The following is a 15,278-nucleotide window of genomic DNA, read 5'->3' as shown; positions in this document are numbered from 1 at the left end:
TGCAGTGGTACGGGGGATAGGGAGGGGTTACGGCGCCGAGGGCGACGTGGAGCCGGGGGAGTCCAGCGCGGCGACGGCGCGCGCGGTGATCTCCTCGGGGGTGCCGCAGACGTCGACCGCGACTCCGGCTTCGTCCGCCTGGAGCGGCTGGAGCGTGGCGAACTGCGAGTCCAGCAGCGCGGTCGGCATGAAGTGGCCCTGCCGCCGCGCCATCCGCTCCTCGATGAGCTCCCGGTCGCCGGTGAGGTGCACGAACACGATCCCGGGCGCGGCGGCCCTGAGCCGGTCGCGGTAGGACCGCTTCAGCGCCGAACTGCTGACCACCCCGCCCAGCCCGGTCCGCCCGTGCGCCCAGGCGCCGATGGCGTCCAGCCACGGCCACCGGTCCGCGTCGTCGAGCGGGGTGCCGGCCGACATCTTGACGATGTTGGCCGGCGGGTGGAAGTCGTCGCCCTCGGCATAGGGGACGCCCAGCCGGGCGGCGAGCAGCGGACCGATGGTGGTCTTGCCCGTTCCGGCGACGCCCATCACCACGACGACGTGAGGGGTACGCATGACTGCCTCGCTGTCTTCCTCGACCGACGACGCCGCCTAGGACGTCGGCCACATGAAACCCATAAGATACGACGAATTCAAGAGTCTGTGACAAATAAGTCTGACTTTTTGGCCGCGTGATCCGGCCCGTACGCTGTGTGCATGAGCACGATGGGCCGGGGGCTGCACGGCCGGGTACTGGACACGCTCGGCCCCGAGATCACGGCGGGCGGGTACCCCCCGGGCAGCGTGTTGCGCACGGACGAGCTGGCGCAGCGCTTCGACGTGTCACGGTCGGTGATGCGCGAGGCGGTCCGGGTGCTGGAGTCGATGCACCTGGTCGAGTCCCGCCGCCGGGTGGGTGTCACGGTCCGCGCCCGGTCCGAGTGGAACGTCTACGACCCGCAGGTCATCCGCTGGCGGCTGGCCGGCGCCGACCGGCCCCACCAGCTGCGGTCCCTCACCGTGCTGCGCTCGGCGGTCGAACCCGTCGCCGCCGGACTGGCCGCCCGCCACGCCACCGCCGAGCAGTGCGCCGAGCTCACCGCGTGCGCCCTCGGCATGGTCGCCCACTCACGGGGACACCAGCTGGAGGGCTACCTCTTCCACGACGTGGCCTTCCACCGGGTGATCCTCAACGCCTCCGGCAACGAGATGTTCGCCCGGCTCGGCGACGTCGTCGCCGAGGTGCTGACCGGCCGCACCCAGCACGACGTCATGTTCGAGGACCCCGACCCGGCCGCCGTCACCCTGCACGTCCAGGTCGCGGAGGCGGTGCGGGAGCGTGACGCGGCCCGGGCCGAGGAGCTGACCCGGCAGATCACCGTCGGCGCGCTCCAGGAGCTGGACGTCCTCGCGCCGTAGGGGCGGCGCGGCGGCTCCTCAGTCGAGGAAGTCGCCGTCCACGTACACCCAGGCGCCGTCGACCCGCTCGAACCGGCTGCGCTCGTGCAGCGCGCCGCCCCGGAACGACGCCCGGAACGTCACCGTCCCCGTGTCGTGGAAGGCCGTGCCCTGCGTGGTGCCGAGGATCTCCAGCCCGGTCCACCGCATCCCCGGATCAAGGTCGAGCCGCTCCGGGCGCGTGCGCGGATGCCAGGTCCGCAACAGGTACCCCGTCTCGTGCCGGACGAAGGCGCTGTAGCGCGAACGCATCAGCGCCTCGGCGGTCGGCGCGGCGGCCGCACCCGAGGGCGCCGGCCCGGCCGCGCCCGTTGCGGACTGCGCGACGAACCGGCCACAGCACGTCGCGTACCTCCGTCCGGGACCGCACGGGCATTCCGCCTGCTGCGCCGGAGCGGACGGGTGCGGGCGGCGGGACCTGCCTGGGCGTCGGGACATGGGGTCCATTCTGCTGCACCACCGGCACACCGGGCTCTTGGCCGGTCAAGAGAGGTGCGCCGCGCAGAGAGCCGACGCGAGATGGCTGATCCGTCCGGGAGCGCCCCCGGTCTGATCACCGCCTTCGCTCTCCTGAACGACGTCGGCCGCAGGCATGGACGAACCCTCCGCCGCCGTGTCTACATTGGCAAGAACAGGTCTACGGCCTGCCGATCCATCCGCAGCCACACGAGAAGGCCGATGAATCCCACATCGATGCCGCTGGGACGGCATACCCGTTTCCGGACGACCGATGTCGGCCATGCCGAGGCCGCAGCCGCGCTCGTCATGTCACCGCATCGGCTGCGGGTGGCGCGGCCGCGAGAGTTCGGCGCACGCGGTCATGCCGTGGACATCGGCTGCTCGAAGCTCGCGTACGTGGTCTACGACACCGATGTCGACCTGACCGCGGTCGCGCCGATGGACTACTTCACGATCCTGCTCATCCTGCGGGGCAGCATGCACGTCCTCACCGAGGCGGGTGAAGCCCGGATCGATGCGGGACGAGCCGGAGTGGTTTCGCCCGGTGACCTGCTGCGGCTGCGCTTCGCGCCGGGCACCGTCCAGATCGCGGCCAAACTGCCTCGCGAGGTCGTGGAGCGGGCTTACGCGCGTATCAGCGCGGAGCCGGGGCCCCGGCTGGTCTTCGACGTGTCCGCACCGCATGACTCCCCCTGCCCGCACGTACTCCAGCTGGCCGTGGACACGGTGGACCGGTGCGAGTCCGGAGTCCTGCCCCCGGGCGTCACCGGCGAACTCGAACGGATGGTCGTGACAACGCTGCTGCTCTCCCAGCCGCACAGCGGAACCCGGCACATGCTGCGGGGCGGCGGAACACGCGGGTACCGGGCCGCGGGGCTTGCCGCCGCCGCCATCGAGGCCAACCTCATGGCACCGCTGGATGTCGCCGACCTCGCGCGGACAGCCGGCGTGAGCCTGCGGACCCTGCAGGACGGCTTCAGAAGCCGGTACGGCGAGCCGCTGACGACCTACCACCGCAATCTTCGGCTCGACCACGCCCACCGGCTGTTGAGCGAGGCGGACGCCGGCGGCGTCACCGTTGCCGAGATCGCCATCGCCTGCGGTTTCCTCCACCTGGGACGGTTCGCCCGCGAGTACCGGCTGCGCCAGGGCGTCACGCCGTCGGCGACACTGCACAGCCCGCGCGACGCGGACAACGCCGCGCGATTCGGATAGACGAGCCGGGCCGGGCCTTGGCACCGTGACCGCCGTCACGAAGACAAGGGAGTCACGATGACCAGCGCAGCCCAGCCGCCCTTCGACCACCTCGACGGATCCCTGACCCGGGCCGAGGTGCGCCGCGCCTACACGGACATGCGCGAAGCGTGCCCGGTCGTGCACAGTGACCTGCACGGCGGCTTCGACTTTCTGACCCGATACGAAACGGTGCGCTCCGCGTTGAGCGACGCGACCTCGTACTCCTCGGCTGACGGGGTCCACATCCCGTCCACCGGCCTGCCGCCGGTCCCGGCCCTGGAGTTCGACGAGCCGGAGCACTCCGCGTGGCGCAAGGTCCTCGACGGCCCCCTCACGCCGCGCGCCGTCCGGCAGTTCGAACCGGTCATCACCGAGGTCGTCGACCTGCTGATCGACGAGTTCGCCACCGCGGGCACTGCCGACCTGGTGAACGGGCTGACGGAACCCCTGCCCGCCATCGTGATCGGCCGGATGGTCGGCCTGGACCAGGAGAACGCTGTGCGCGCTCGCGACACGGCCGCCGCACTTTACGCCAGCCTCGGCACGGATTCCTTCCCCGACAAGGCAGCCGCCTTCACCGCCCAGACACAGCGCTGGCTCGCCGATCGTCGCGAGAACCCGCGGGACGACCTGCTCACCGAGATCTCACAAGGCGTCGTCCAGGGAATGGCGATAGACGACGCCGGAGCGGCGGGACTGATGCTCGCCTACTTCGTGGGCGGCCACCACTCGACGGGCTCAGCCCTGGCCGGCCTGGTCCGACACGTTCTCACCGTCCCCGGCCTCCGGGACGAGCTGCTCGCGGAGCGGCGCGGCCTCCCCCGTGTGATCGAAGAGAGCCTGCGGTTGACCACCCCCCTGCAGATGTTCGCCCGCACACTGCGATTTCCGGTCCGGATCGGCGAGCACCAACTGCCCGAAGGGCGCCGAGTGATGCTCAACCTTGCGTCCGCCAACCGCGACCCACGCGAGTTCGCCGATCCCGAGGAGTTCGACGCTCACCGCAGCCGCAACCGCCACGTCACCTTCGGCGCCGGATCGCACGTCTGCCAGGGACAGCACCTGGCCCGCGCCGAGCTCCGGATCGCGCTCACCCGGCTCCTCGATCGCCTGCCAGACCTGCGGCTCGACGGTGACCCGACCGAGAGCGGCCTCGTCGGCGGCTCCCTGATGACCCATGTCGCGCTGCCCGTGTCGTTCACCCCGGAAGCAACCCGATGAGTGAGGACGCCGGCATCGAGGTGGTCGTCGCCAGGCGCGTGACGGTCGCCGACGACGTACTGGAGATCGAACTCCACCCGGGCGAGGGAACCGCACTGCCCGAGTGGCAGGCGGGCGCCCACATCGACGTGGTGACCGGAGACGGACTGGTCCGCCAGTACTCGCTGTGCGGTGATCCGGAAGACCTGAGGGCGTACCGCGTCGCCGTCCTGCATCAGCCTCAGGGGCGGGGCGGCTCTGCATGGCTGCACAACGAACTTCGCGCGGGGGACCGGCTCACCATCCGCGGGCCCCGCAACCACTTCCCCTTGGAAGATGCCTCGGGCTACGTATTCCTTGCCGGCGGGATCGGAGTGACCCCGCTTCTGCCCATGATCCGGCAAGCCGCCGCTCGGGCGGTACCGTGGGCCCTGCATTACGGCGGAAGATCCCGCACTTCGATGGCCTACGCCGACGATCTCCAAGCGTCAGCTCCCGCACACGTGCATCTGGTCCCGTTCGACGAGCTCGGCCTGATCGACCTCGAGGCAGCGGTTGCGGCGGCGCCCCCCGACTCGCTGGTCTACTGCTGCGGCCCGGAACCCCTCCTCGCAGCCGCTGAGTCGGTCTGCTCCAGCCGCGGACTTCGCCTGCGGACAGAACGCTTCTCCCCCGGACAGGCCGCATCCTCAACGGTGGACAGGGCGTTCACGGTGCGGATCGCTTCGACGGGAGCCGAGCTGACGGTGCCCGCCGACCGGACGATCGTCGATGTCCTTGCCGAGGCCGGCATCGACGTCCTCACCTCGTGCGAGGAAGGCACCTGTGGAACGTGCGAGACAGTCGTCCTCAAGGGGCGGCCCGACCACCGCGATTCCGTTCTGTCGGCCGAGGAGCAGCAGGCCGGCGATCGAATGATCATCTGCGTATCCCGCTCCCACACGCCTCGCCTCGTCTTCGACCTCTGACCCGAGCTGCGCCCGGTCGACGAGTGCCTGGGGCATCACCGGTAGCCGTCCTGTGATGCCCCTCGGCACCCTCGGCACCCTCGGCGACATTCGCGCCCGGCCTTCCAGCCGTCGTCCGCACCTGTTCCCGCCATGCACACGACGACGGACCCGGCGCAGGGACCGGACCCGGCGCAGGGGCCAGGCCCGGTGCAGGGACCGCGGCAGGGCCTGCCCGGATGACGAGACCCCGAGTCCACACGGCTTGCCCCATCAAAGCCGCATCCGAGGGCGCGCCGGGGGCGTCAGGGCGTGAAGACCTGTTCGAGGGAGTCGATGGCGCCGTCGGCGCCGACCTGGTACGTGAACACCAGACCGCTGTTCGGGTGTGCCTCCAGCCAGTCGAGGAACTCCTGCACGCCGATCGGCTGATTCTCGGTGCTCGCCACGATCGGATCGGTGACGGTGATGTACGCGGCCTGGTTCAGGGGCAGGAAGGTCTCCTTGCCCACGGTGACGAAGGGCGGCCCGTCGGAGTCGGGCGTCGGGCAGTCCCAGTTGCCGTGCTGGAAGATGAGGCTCAGGGAGCCCCCTTCCGGGGTGTAGCGCAAAACGGCGATCTCGTCCGGGGAGATGGGCATCTTGTGATCGCAGTCGGTGCCGACGCCGGTGGTGTCCTCGGCGTCCGGCCCGCTGGGCGACGGGGACGCGACGGCCGCCGGGGCGGGGGGGGGGGGCGTCGCGACGTCCCCCACCGCCGTCGCCTCGCTCGGCGGCGTGGCGACGGCCTTAGCGCCGTTGCCGTCACTCGGTCGTGCGGCGGCCGCACGCGAGGAGGAAGGCGCCGCGGTGGGGCCGTCGTCACCGCCGCACGCCGTGAGCACCAGCGTCAGCCCTCCCACGATTCCCAGGGCCGTGATGACGGTACGGAACGCCGCGCGGCCGCGTCTGCCCGCCGGTTCGATGCCGGTCATGATGATCCCCCTGCTGTCGGTTGTCCTGGATGAGGCGCGAAGGTGATGCCCCGAGGGACGATATTCGGCCAGCGTCGGTTGCCCATTCCGGGTCCGCCTCCAGATCGTTGCGGGCCCGTGACACCGGCACATCGGGAGCGCGTGTGTCCACGCCACTCCGTGACCGGATCCGCCCCGGGGCCGCTGGAGGCGCTGACCGGGGTCCGGGAGGGCGCCGAGTTCGCCGAGTGCCCTCTCGGTGACGTCCCCCTCTGGGGCGCGACCGTTCCCTCCGTCCACGCCGGCGGTTCGGCCTGTTCCCGGTGTGCGAGCGGCAGGATGAGCACGGGCCGGATGGCCCGGGTGATGCGGGTTCTGGGCCTCACGGGCCTACGAGGCGGACGTTCTGGACTACCTCGCGCAGCCCGTGGTGTCCCCGGACCGAGCCGACCTCGACCACGGCCCCGGCTCGCCCGACGAGTGGTGGGCGGCCCTTCGCCAGGCCCTTGCCCTGCTCGCTGAGGCGGAAGGCGGGAAGACGACCGCACGGGACGGGTGGAGCGAACGCGCCTTCCCCCAGTTCCTCGGTGTCCCGGCCGCGTGGGTGGTCGCGCCACAGCCGGAGAAACAGAAAAACCCCAGCTCAACTGGGGTCTCTGCTGGTGTCCGAGGGGGGACTTGAACTCTCCTCTCGGGCAGCAGCCCACAACCTCTCTGACCTGGGAAAACGCCCGTCGACAGAGCCGGCACCGTCCGCCGTGACCGTCGCGCAGCTCTGCCACGAGTTCGCCCTACTGGCGGAGGAGGGCGCCTCCGTGCACCTGACCGGGGATGGCGGTGACACCCTGTTCATGCCGCCTCCGGTCCACCTGGCAGACCTTGCCCGCTCCGGCCGCCTTGTCCGCCTGGCGCGTGATGCTCAGGCTTGGGGCCGCCTCTACCGTTCGAGCCCCTGGCCCGCCGTGGCGGCGGCCTGGAGCGCGCCCGATCGGCTGGCAGGCATGGCGCTCCCGAAGCCCTGGCTCACCCGCCAAGCGACCGCCCTGGCCGAGTCGGTCATCTTGCCGGAGACGGGCGCTGACGGCTTGGGCTACGCCGACCGCCACCTTCTCGCCGAAGCACGGTACGTAGGCCGTACCGCCGCGACGGAGAACCAGCTTGCCGCCGTGTACGACATCGAGATGCACAACCCGTACACGGACGCCCGGGTTCTGGAAGCGGTGATGTCGGTCCCTGCCCCGGACCGATGGTCGGCCCGCCGGTACAAGCCGTTGCTTACTGATGCGGTCGTGGGCCTGCTGCCCCGTGAGGTCGTGCAGCGAGGCTCTAAAGGGCTGTTCGCGGTAGACCACCACCACGGACTACGAGTCAACCAGGCGAACGTCCTGGAGCTGGCTGACGGGCACTTGGCTGACCTCGGACTTGTACGCCCGGCAGTCCTCCGCTCGCTTCTCCGGCGCGCCGTGCTCGGAGTGGACGTTCCCTGGGGACTACTCGAACCGCTGCTCGGCACCGAGCTATGGCTACGTGTCAGCGACACCGCGACCGAACGAGTCCGATGGGAGGACAGGCCGTGAACGTTCCCGCTCCGAGCCGTCACACCCGTACCGCACTGACCGGAGCGGCGGGCGTAGTCGTCAACTACCAGACCGGAACAACCGTGGTCCTTACCGGCGATTCCCTCTCGCGCTGGCTCGACTGCCTGGAACACAGCGAAGCACCCGCCCTCGTCACGGTCCGTCCCTCGGAAACCTCATGGGGGACGAGTGAGTCATCCGCTCGGCTGGACGCTTCGGCACCGCCCCCGTGGTCGTGGCGCATCGCGGCGAGCGTGCTTCTCGCAGGTACCCTCGCAACGCGCCATCTGGGACGAGGGCGCACGCGCTTCGGTCGCCTGGTACGGCTGGCAGAAGCGGGCCGCAACCTCCCTCGCCCGACCCGGGCGCACGCCAGCCTGGCAGTCCAGTCGGTCCGCTGGGCCGCGCGCCTGTTCCCCGCCCGTGTCGCATGCCTGGAGGAGTCCACGACAGCCGCGCTCCTGCTTGCGGCTGGCGGTCGTGGAGGAGCTTGGCGGCACGGGGTCGCCACCGATCCGATTCGTATGCACGCGTGGATCTGTGACGTTCACGGCCAGCCTGTCGAGGAACCGGCTCAGACTGGGGACTACTCGCCCATCAACGGGCCAGAGCCAACGTCGAAGAGGTACCGATGACCGACCCGTACATCCTGCTCCCCGGCAAGCGCGTCAGCCTGGCTATGCCGGACCGCGACCACCTGCCCGACTACCACCGCTGGGAGAACGACCCCGGCACGATCCTGGGCTTCGGGACGCAGGTCCCCCAGTCCTGGGAGGTCCGTGCCGGCGGATGGGAAGCGGCTGGACGGAACCGGGACTTCCCCCAGTTCGAGGTGATCACGACCGAGGAGCGCACTCCGGTCGGTATCACAACGCTCCAGATCGACTCAGCCGTACGGACCGCCGAGTACGTCATCCTGCTCGCGCCGGAAGCGCGGGGCAAAGGGCTGGCCACCGAGGCGACGGCCCTGACGCTGCGGTGGGCATTCGAGTACGCCGCGCTGCGGATGGTCTGGCTGACGGTGCTGGAGCCCAACGCAGCAGGGCTCACCGCCTATGAGAAGGCCGGGTTCAAACCCGCCGGGCGCCTGCGTCAGTCCGGCTACTGGCGCGGTCGGCCCTGCGATGAACTCCTGATGGACGCGGTAGCCGAAGAATTCCCTGCTGCCCCCTGACTGACGAACTGATCCCGGAGCCCCGGCGGGCTTCCCTCTGCCGGGGTCTGGCGTCCGGCTTCCGCGCCCCTGTGCGCCTGTCTCAGGCGCTGTCGGCAAGGTGGCGGTACAGGGTGGCGCGGTGGATTCCCAGCGCCTTGGCGATGGCCGTGACGCTCTCTCCCTTGTCGCGCCGTGCGCGGGCTATGGCCAGCTTGTCGTCATCGACCACAGTCGGGCGCCCACCGTGGCGCCCCTGCCGGGCTGCGGACTCCAGTCCTTCTTCTCACGGTCAACCCGGCCCACACTGCCAACCCGCCGACCGAACGGCAGATCAAGGCGGCACAGCCGGAGTTCCCGACCCTCAACGACCACGAGACGGCGCACTTCCTCAGAGAGATATGGAAGCCGTGCGGCAACCGAGCCTGTGACGACGGCCTGACGCACCACTGCCTTCGGGACGCCCCGCTGTGGACCGCCTACGCGGCCACCTCGTGCCGCCGCAGCGAAGTGCTGGGGTGGAAGTGGTCGCTCATCCACTGGGACGAGTGCGCCATCGAACTGGCCTGGGTCGTGGTCGAGGAAGGCAACACCTACCGGCTGCGCAAGCTCACCAAGGACGGAGACGACAACGCGATCATCTACGTAGACCAAGCCCTGATGAACGTCCTCAAGTGGCAGAAGGAACGCCAGGACGCGGAGCGGGAACGCCTCGGGGATCTCTGGGTGGACCATGACCTCGTGTTCGCCCGTGACGGCTTCAAGCTGTACCGGGGCGAGGCGGGCGGACCCCAGGACCCCGAGAAGGTGTCGGCTCGCTGGCGGACGGCACGCAACCGTCTGCACCTGCCGGAGAACTTCCGGCTGCACGACTGGCGGGCATCGAAGATCACGAACGATCTGGACGCCCACGAGAACCCGGTGGAGGTCTCGGCCAACGCCCGGCACCACTCGCCGGGCTACACCATGGCGCGGTACGGCAGGCGTCGCGCTGAGGGAGCGAAGAAGCTGGCCGCTTCGTGCGCCAGCCGTCTCGGCCTGTCATCCCTGGTCTGACCAGGAAGTTCGCTCGGCTGTTGGTCACGTGGTTGGTCACGCCACAGCTTGAGAGACAGAAAAACCCCAGGTGAACTGGGGTCTCTGCTGGTGTCCGAGGGGGGACTTGAACCCCCACGCCCGATAAAGGGCACTAGCACCTCAAGCTAGCGCGTCTGCCATTCCGCCACCCGGACAAGGTGTCTGTCGCGCCGGGTTTTCCCCGCGGCGACGACGTAAACATTACCAGGCTTTCGGGGGTGGCTGATCACACCTCCGTGCCAGGCCCGGCGGCCGTGAACGCCGTGTGTCGGGCGGGGAGCGCTCTTGGGGCGGGACCTGGCTCGGGGGAGGATGAAGGGGACCACCAGCGGCGACTGCGGAAGGAAGCGGCGTGAGCGACACGGGCACGGCCGAAGGCGTCACCGGCGAGGACGAGGTCGTCGACCTCTGCCGCGAGCTGATCCGGATCGACACCAGCAACTACGGCGACCACTCGGGGCCGGGTGAGCGCGCGGCGGCGGAGTACGTCGCCGGCAAGCTCACCGAGGTGGGCCTCGAACCGAGGATCATCGAGTCACACCGGGGCCGCGCCTCCACCGTGGCGCGGATCGAGGGCGAGGACCCGTCGCGGCCCGCGCTGCTCATCCACGGCCACCTCGACGTCGTACCGGCCAACGCGGCCGACTGGACCCACCACCCCTTCTCCGGCGAGATCGCGGACGGGTGCGTGTGGGGCCGCGGGGCCGTCGACATGAAGGACATGGACGCGATGACCCTCGCGGTCGTCCGCGACCGGCTGCGCAGCGGACGCAAGCCCCCGCGCGACATCGTGCTCGCCTTCCTCGCCGACGAGGAGGCCGGCGGCACCTGGGGCGCGCGGTACCTGGTCGACAAGCACCCCGAGCTGTTCGAGGGCGTGACCGAGGGGATCGGCGAGGTCGGCGGGTTCTCCTTCACCGTCAACGAGCAGCTGCGGCTCTACCTGGTCGAGACCGCCCAGAAGGGCATGCACTGGATGCGCCTCACCGTGGACGGCACGGCCGGGCACGGCTCGATGACCAACCACGACAACGCGATCACCGAGCTGTGCGAGGCCGTGGGGCGGGTCGGCCGGCACACCTGGCCGGTACGGGTCACCAAGACCGTGCGGTCCTTCCTCGACGAGCTCTCCGACGCGCTCGGCGTCGAACTCGACCCCGAGAACATGGACGAGACCCTCGCCAGGCTCGGCGGCATCGCCAAGATGATCGGCGCGACCCTGCGCAACTCGGCCGCGCCCACCATGCTCGGCGCCGGCTACAAGGTCAACGTCATTCCCGGCCAGGCCACCGCGCACATCGACGGGCGGTTCCTGCCCGGCCACGAGGAGGAGTTCCTCGCCGACGTCGACCGGCTGCTCGGCCCCCGGGTACGCCGCGAGGACGTGCACGCCGACAGGGCGCTCGAAACGGATTTCGACGGCTCTCTGGTCGACGCGATGCAGAGCGCGCTGAGCGCCGAGGACCCGATCGCGCGGGCCGTGCCGTACATGCTCTCCGGCGGCACCGACGCCAAGTCCTTCGACGACCTCGGCATCCGCTGCTTCGGCTTCGCGCCGCTGAAGCTGCCGCCGGAGCTCGACTTCGCCGGGATGTTCCACGGCGTGGACGAGCGGGTGCCGGTGGACGGGCTGAGGTTCGGCGTGCGGGTGCTCGACCGGTTCCTCGACGCGTCCTGAACCGGACCGGTGACACGACACCTCCGTATTCGCCCATGTGTGCCCGGCGTGACCGTGAGGAGTGAATGCGCTCATCAGGTCGTAGCCTCATTAGTTCCTCCTCGTTACTGGTGATGCGATCAGCTGCTTGTGATCGCCTTGTCAACAAGGAGGAATAATGATCAAGAAGGTCGTCGCCGCCGCGGCTGCCACCGGTGGTCTGGTTCTCGCGGGCGCGGGCCTCGCCGTCGCCGACTCCGGTGCCCTGGGCGCTGCCGTGGGTTCCCCGGGCGTCCTGTCCGGCAACGTTGTCCAGGTTCCCGTGCACGTCCCCGTGAACGTCTGCGGCAACACCATCTCGGTGATCGGTGTCCTGAACCCCGCCTTCGGCAACACCTGCATCAACAAGTGACGCTGCCTTTCTGAGGTTCGTCCCGCACGGCCGGTCCCGGAGCGCACGCCATGCGCTCCGGGACCGACCGGTCTTTTCACGAAGGTCATCCAGGGGGAAGGCAGGAATTCAGCAATGCGACAGGGCACCCGCAAGGGACTGATGACCGTGGCGGCGGCGACCGGCGTGATCGCCGCCGCGAGCGGCCACGCCCACGCCGACTCGGGCGCGAGCGGCTACGGGGCGAACTCGCCGGGCGTACTCTCCGGCAACACCGTGCAGGTGCCGGTGCACGTGCCGGTCAACGTCTGCGGCAACACCGTCAACGTGGTCGGCGTGCTCAACCCGGCCATCGGCAACTCCTGCGCCGACCGGGGCGGCGGCGAGGGCCCGTCCGGCGGCTACGGCGACGACGGCCAGGGCGGCTCCGGTCAGCACGGCGGCCACGGCGGTTCCGGTGGCGCGCACGCGGACGGGCAGGCCGGCGGCTCGCCCGGCGTCGGCTCGGGCAACACCGTGCAGGTGCCGGTGCACACGCCGGTCAACGTCTGCGGCAACACCGTCGACGTCGTCGGCCTCGGCAACGCGGCCGTGGGCAACGACTGCGTGAACGGCGGCGGCACCGCCACGCCGCCCGGGGGAGACGGCTCCACCACCCCGCCGAAGACGCCGGACAGCCCCGGCGGCACCGGGCAGCCCGGTACGCCGGGCGACGACGGCGCCGGCTCCGGGGACGACAGCGGCTCGGGCACCGGCTCCGGCGACGGCAGCGGCTCGGGCGCCGGCCCCGGGGACGGCACCGGCCCCGTGGACGACGACCGCCCCGGCACCTCGGCCGTCACCCAGTTCGGCGACGGCTCCCAGCTCGCCCACACCGGCAGCGAGCTGCCGATGGGCGCGGCCGCGTCGCTGGGCGTGGGGGCGATGCTGGCGGGCGCCGTGCTGTACCGCAGGGCGCGCGCCTCGGCGTAGCGCGTCCGCCGCAGACCACCGGACCCGCCACCGGCGACGGAGCGGGCCCCGCCACGCGGCGGGGCCCGCTCCGTTCCGGTTGTGCCGTCCTCAGCTCACCACGTGGCCCGTGCCTGGCGGATGATCCGCCGGCGCAGCCGCACCCTGCGGCTGCCGTCGCGCAGCAGGCTCAGGCGGTGCAACTCCCAGTGTCCGTACTCTGCATGGTCCGTCAGCAGACGTGTGGCGTCCTTGCGGGAGACCCCGCGCGGTACGTACACGTCGACAAATTCGTATTCCGGCATCGCATCTATTGTGCGGCCAACGGCCCAGTACGGATAGCGTCTGCTCTATGTCTGATGCTGCGCAGCCCACCGCTGCCGAGGTACGCGCCGCCGCCGAGGCGGTCAAGACCGCGCTCGACCGTCATATCGCGGCGGTCGAACGCCGGTCGGGGGAGGACGACCCGGCCGTCTACGAGGCGTTCAACCAGCTGGCCGCGGCCGCAGAGGCGTACGACGAGCTGCTCTACGACCGTTATGACGAGGTCACGCCCTTCGAGATCCCCGGTGCGGAGGACGCGCTGCCGCCGTACGCGGGGCCCGAGGAACCGCACGCCGTGAGTGTGCTGATCCGACGCGACTACGCGGTGGCGGAGCCGCAGCGACTGCTGGCCCAGGCCCAGCGGATCGAGGCGGCGGACGAGGACGTTGCGGGCGCGGGGGCCGCGAGGACGGTGCACGGGGCACTGGGCCTGCTCTTCGGTGAGTTCGAGCCGGACGAGATCGCCTCCCGGCACAAGGAGTTCGGCCTGGAGGAGGGCGACTCCACGCTGTGGGTGACGGCGGCGGAGGAACCGGCCGACCCCGGTGAGTGGCTGGAGGCCCCGTTCGAGGTTGTCGACCCGCAGAGCGTGGTCTGCCGCTTCGACGTCAGCGCCGTCTTCGACGACGAGCCCGAAGACGAAGACGACGACGAAGACGACGACGAGGACGAGCCCGACGAGCTTGAGGACTTGGACCTGGATGAGGACGAGGACGAGGACGTAGAGGACGAGGATCTGGAGCCTCTGGACGCCGACCGGCACTGACGGGCGCGCGGCGAGCGGGAGGCGGCGGCCCGGGGACCTCCCCGGCCGCCGCCTCCTGGGTCAGCCCCCCGCCGGCACCTGCGCCGCCAGCAGCAGCGGCAGCCGGGTCGTGCGGGGCTTCGCCGGAACCTCCGCGACCGCCCTCGGCAGCGCCTGCTCCACTCCGTGGACCACCGACAGGTGGCGCTCCGCGCGGCCGAACGCCGTGTAGACCCAGGGGCGGCTCAGCGCCTGCGCGGCGTCGCCGGGCAGGACCGCGACCACCGCGGGCCAGTGGGCCCCCGCGGCCTGGTGCGCGGTCAGCGCCCAGCCGTGCCGCACCGACTGCTCCACCCGCTCCTTCGGTACGACGAGGGCGTCCCCGGCGCACGACAGGTGCAGTCCCTCGGCGTCCGCCCCGACCACGCGGCCCGGGAGCGTACGGCCCGGCGCGGGGGAGTAGGCGACCCGGTCCCCGGGGTCGAAGCCGCCGAAGCGTCCCGGGCCGGGGTTGAGCCGCTCCTTCAGCGCGGCGTTCAGCACCCGTGTCCCGGCGGCGCCGCCGTGTCCCGGCGTGATGACCACCGTCTGCTCCGGGGGCACGCCGATGGCCCGCGGCACCGAGTCGGCGACGAGCTGCACGGTGCGGTGCACCGCCTCGCCCGCGTCCCGCACCGGCACGATCACGACCTCCTTGCCGGGCGCCTCGACCTGGAGCAACTCGCCCACGCCGACGCCGGACACGAGCTCGCCCAGCGGGCCCGGATCGGGCCGCCGGGAGGCGACGTGCGGGCACGCCCGCACCGCCAGCAGGTCCGCGAAGACCCGTCCCGGGCCCACGGACCACAGCACCCCCGGATCCCCGGCCAGCACCAGCCGCGCCCCGTCCGACAGCGACTCGACGAGCAGCGCCCCCGTCTCGACGTCGAGCTGCGGCGCGTCCAGCACGACGAGCAGATCGAGGTCGAGCGCGCCGTCCGCGTCCCGCCCCGGCCCCTCCACGCCGGACAACAGCCCGGCCACCGTCACCACCCCGGCCTCCGGCCCGCCGCTCGCGGCCTGCCCGGCGTCCGGCCCGCCGCTCGCGACCGACCCGGCCTCCGGCCGCCCTACGGTGGCCTGCCCGGCGTCCGGCCCGCCGCTCGCGACCGACCCGGCCTCCGGCCGCCCT

The 15,278-nt window shown here is 71.2% G+C and carries 18 protein-coding genes and 1 tRNA gene; 12 read left to right on the top strand and 7 right to left on the bottom strand.

Going from position 1 to position 15,278, the window contains the following annotated elements; all coding sequences use genetic code 11:
- Window positions 1-27: 27 nt before the first annotated feature.
- The gene (locus tag ACFF45_RS11210) at window positions 28-555 is read right to left on the bottom strand and encodes a gluconokinase (RefSeq protein ID WP_381345295.1); all 528 of its coding nucleotides are present in this window, start codon (window positions 553-555) and stop codon (window positions 28-30) included.
- Window positions 556-696: 141 nt separating this feature from the next.
- Here ACFF45_RS11210 and ACFF45_RS11205 point away from each other — a divergent pair, with 141 nt between their 5' ends.
- Complete coding sequence (locus ACFF45_RS11205) at window positions 697-1,398, top strand: FadR/GntR family transcriptional regulator (RefSeq protein ID WP_381345294.1); 702 nt, start codon at window positions 697-699, stop codon at window positions 1,396-1,398.
- An 18-nt stretch (window positions 1,399-1,416) separates the two neighbouring features.
- Here the strand turns inward: ACFF45_RS11205 and ACFF45_RS11200 are convergent, their stop codons facing one another.
- Window positions 1,417-1,875, bottom strand: coding sequence for a YchJ family protein (locus ACFF45_RS11200; protein WP_381345292.1), 459 nt, complete (start codon window positions 1,873-1,875; stop codon window positions 1,417-1,419).
- Between the two features lie 240 nt (window positions 1,876-2,115).
- Here ACFF45_RS11200 and ACFF45_RS11195 point away from each other — a divergent pair, with 240 nt between their 5' ends.
- Genes ACFF45_RS11195 through ACFF45_RS11185 form a run of 3 tightly spaced genes read left to right on the top strand, consistent with a single transcriptional unit; the run spans window position 2,116 to window position 5,300 of the window.
- Entirely contained in the window at window positions 2,116-3,111 is a 996-nt protein-coding gene (locus ACFF45_RS11195; protein ID WP_381345290.1) for an AraC family transcriptional regulator, read from the top strand.
- 57 nt (window positions 3,112-3,168) lie between these two features.
- Window positions 3,169-4,353, top strand: a complete 1,185-nt coding sequence (locus ACFF45_RS11190; protein ID WP_381345288.1) for a cytochrome P450 — start codon at window positions 3,169-3,171, stop codon at window positions 4,351-4,353.
- Window positions 4,350-5,300, top strand: a complete 951-nt coding sequence (locus ACFF45_RS11185; RefSeq protein ID WP_381345286.1) for a PDR/VanB family oxidoreductase — start codon at window positions 4,350-4,352, stop codon at window positions 5,298-5,300. Before ACFF45_RS11190 ends, ACFF45_RS11185 begins: the two co-directional genes overlap by 4 nt.
- 284 nt (window positions 5,301-5,584) lie before the next feature.
- Here the strand turns inward: ACFF45_RS11185 and ACFF45_RS11180 are convergent, their stop codons facing one another.
- Window positions 5,585-6,253 (bottom strand): hypothetical protein, encoded by a 669-nt coding sequence (locus tag ACFF45_RS11180; RefSeq protein ID WP_381345284.1) that lies wholly within the window; start codon window positions 6,251-6,253, stop codon window positions 5,585-5,587.
- 737 nt (window positions 6,254-6,990) lie between these two features.
- Between ACFF45_RS11180 and ACFF45_RS11175 the strand changes: the two genes are divergently transcribed.
- From ACFF45_RS11175 to ACFF45_RS11165, 3 genes are read left to right on the top strand one after another with little or no spacing between them, the layout of a single operon-like run.
- The gene (locus ACFF45_RS11175) at window positions 6,991-7,809 is read left to right on the top strand and encodes an albusnodin/ikarugamycin family macrolactam cyclase (RefSeq protein ID WP_381345282.1); all 819 of its coding nucleotides are present in this window, start codon (window positions 6,991-6,993) and stop codon (window positions 7,807-7,809) included.
- Window positions 7,752-8,444, top strand: a complete 693-nt coding sequence (locus ACFF45_RS11170; protein ID WP_381345281.1) for a lasso peptide biosynthesis B2 protein — start codon at window positions 7,752-7,754, stop codon at window positions 8,442-8,444. Before ACFF45_RS11175 ends, ACFF45_RS11170 begins: the two co-directional genes overlap by 58 nt.
- Window positions 8,441-8,983 (top strand): GNAT family N-acetyltransferase, encoded by a 543-nt coding sequence (locus ACFF45_RS11165; protein ID WP_381345279.1) that lies wholly within the window; start codon window positions 8,441-8,443, stop codon window positions 8,981-8,983. The genes ACFF45_RS11170 and ACFF45_RS11165 overlap by 4 nt, the downstream gene beginning before the upstream one ends.
- Window positions 8,984-9,065: 82 nt before the next feature.
- On the opposite strand, the gene ACFF45_RS11160 is transcribed toward ACFF45_RS11165, so the two are convergent.
- Window positions 9,066-9,194, bottom strand: a complete 129-nt coding sequence (locus ACFF45_RS11160) for a helix-turn-helix domain-containing protein (protein WP_381345278.1) — start codon at window positions 9,192-9,194, stop codon at window positions 9,066-9,068.
- 278 nt (window positions 9,195-9,472) lie between these two features.
- Here ACFF45_RS11160 and ACFF45_RS11155 point away from each other — a divergent pair, with 278 nt between their 5' ends.
- Window positions 9,473-10,018, top strand: coding sequence for a site-specific integrase (locus tag ACFF45_RS11155; RefSeq protein WP_381345276.1), 546 nt, complete (start codon window positions 9,473-9,475; stop codon window positions 10,016-10,018).
- A gap of 88 nt (window positions 10,019-10,106) precedes the next feature.
- Here the strand turns inward: ACFF45_RS11155 and ACFF45_RS11150 are convergent.
- Window positions 10,107-10,194: transfer RNA gene (locus tag ACFF45_RS11150), tRNA-Leu, on the bottom strand.
- A gap of 197 nt (window positions 10,195-10,391) precedes the next feature.
- Here ACFF45_RS11150 and ACFF45_RS11145 point away from each other — a divergent pair.
- The 3 genes from ACFF45_RS11145 to ACFF45_RS11135 all read left to right on the top strand — a co-directional run bounded on the left by ACFF45_RS11145 (window position 10,392) and on the right by ACFF45_RS11135 (window position 13,059).
- Window positions 10,392-11,717: a M20/M25/M40 family metallo-hydrolase gene (locus ACFF45_RS11145; protein ID WP_381345274.1), complete on the top strand. Its 1,326-nt coding sequence runs from the start codon at window positions 10,392-10,394 to the stop codon at window positions 11,715-11,717.
- Between the two features lie 157 nt (window positions 11,718-11,874).
- A complete protein-coding gene (gene chpH / locus ACFF45_RS11140) occupies window positions 11,875-12,108 on the top strand; it encodes a chaplin ChpH (protein WP_381345272.1) in 234 nt (77 codons plus the stop codon).
- Window positions 12,109-12,222: 114 nt separating this feature from the next.
- Entirely contained in the window at window positions 12,223-13,059 is an 837-nt protein-coding gene (locus ACFF45_RS11135) for a chaplin (protein WP_381345270.1), read from the top strand.
- Between the two features lie 95 nt (window positions 13,060-13,154).
- Here ACFF45_RS11135 and ACFF45_RS11130 read toward each other — a convergent pair whose 3' ends face one another.
- Window positions 13,155-13,343 carry a DUF5703 family protein gene (locus tag ACFF45_RS11130; protein WP_381345268.1) on the bottom strand — a complete coding sequence of 63 codons (189 nt, stop codon included), beginning with the start codon at window positions 13,341-13,343 and terminating at the stop codon, window positions 13,155-13,157.
- A 47-nt stretch (window positions 13,344-13,390) separates the two neighbouring features.
- Between ACFF45_RS11130 and ACFF45_RS11125 the strand changes: the two genes are divergently transcribed.
- Window positions 13,391-14,128 (top strand): hypothetical protein, encoded by a 738-nt coding sequence (locus ACFF45_RS11125; RefSeq protein ID WP_381345267.1) that lies wholly within the window; start codon window positions 13,391-13,393, stop codon window positions 14,126-14,128.
- 60 nt (window positions 14,129-14,188) lie between these two features.
- Here ACFF45_RS11125 and ACFF45_RS11120 read toward each other — a convergent pair.
- Window positions 14,189-15,278, bottom strand: a 1,090-nt coding sequence (locus tag ACFF45_RS11120) for an ATP-binding domain-containing protein (RefSeq protein WP_381345265.1), incomplete at its 5' end; no start/stop codon positions are given.

The sequence above is a fragment of the Streptomyces cinereospinus genome, assembly GCF_042430725.1.
Taxonomy (GTDB): domain Bacteria; phylum Actinomycetota; class Actinomycetes; order Streptomycetales; family Streptomycetaceae; genus Streptomyces; species Streptomyces cinereospinus.
This window is presented reverse-complemented; position numbering and strand designations above follow the sequence as displayed.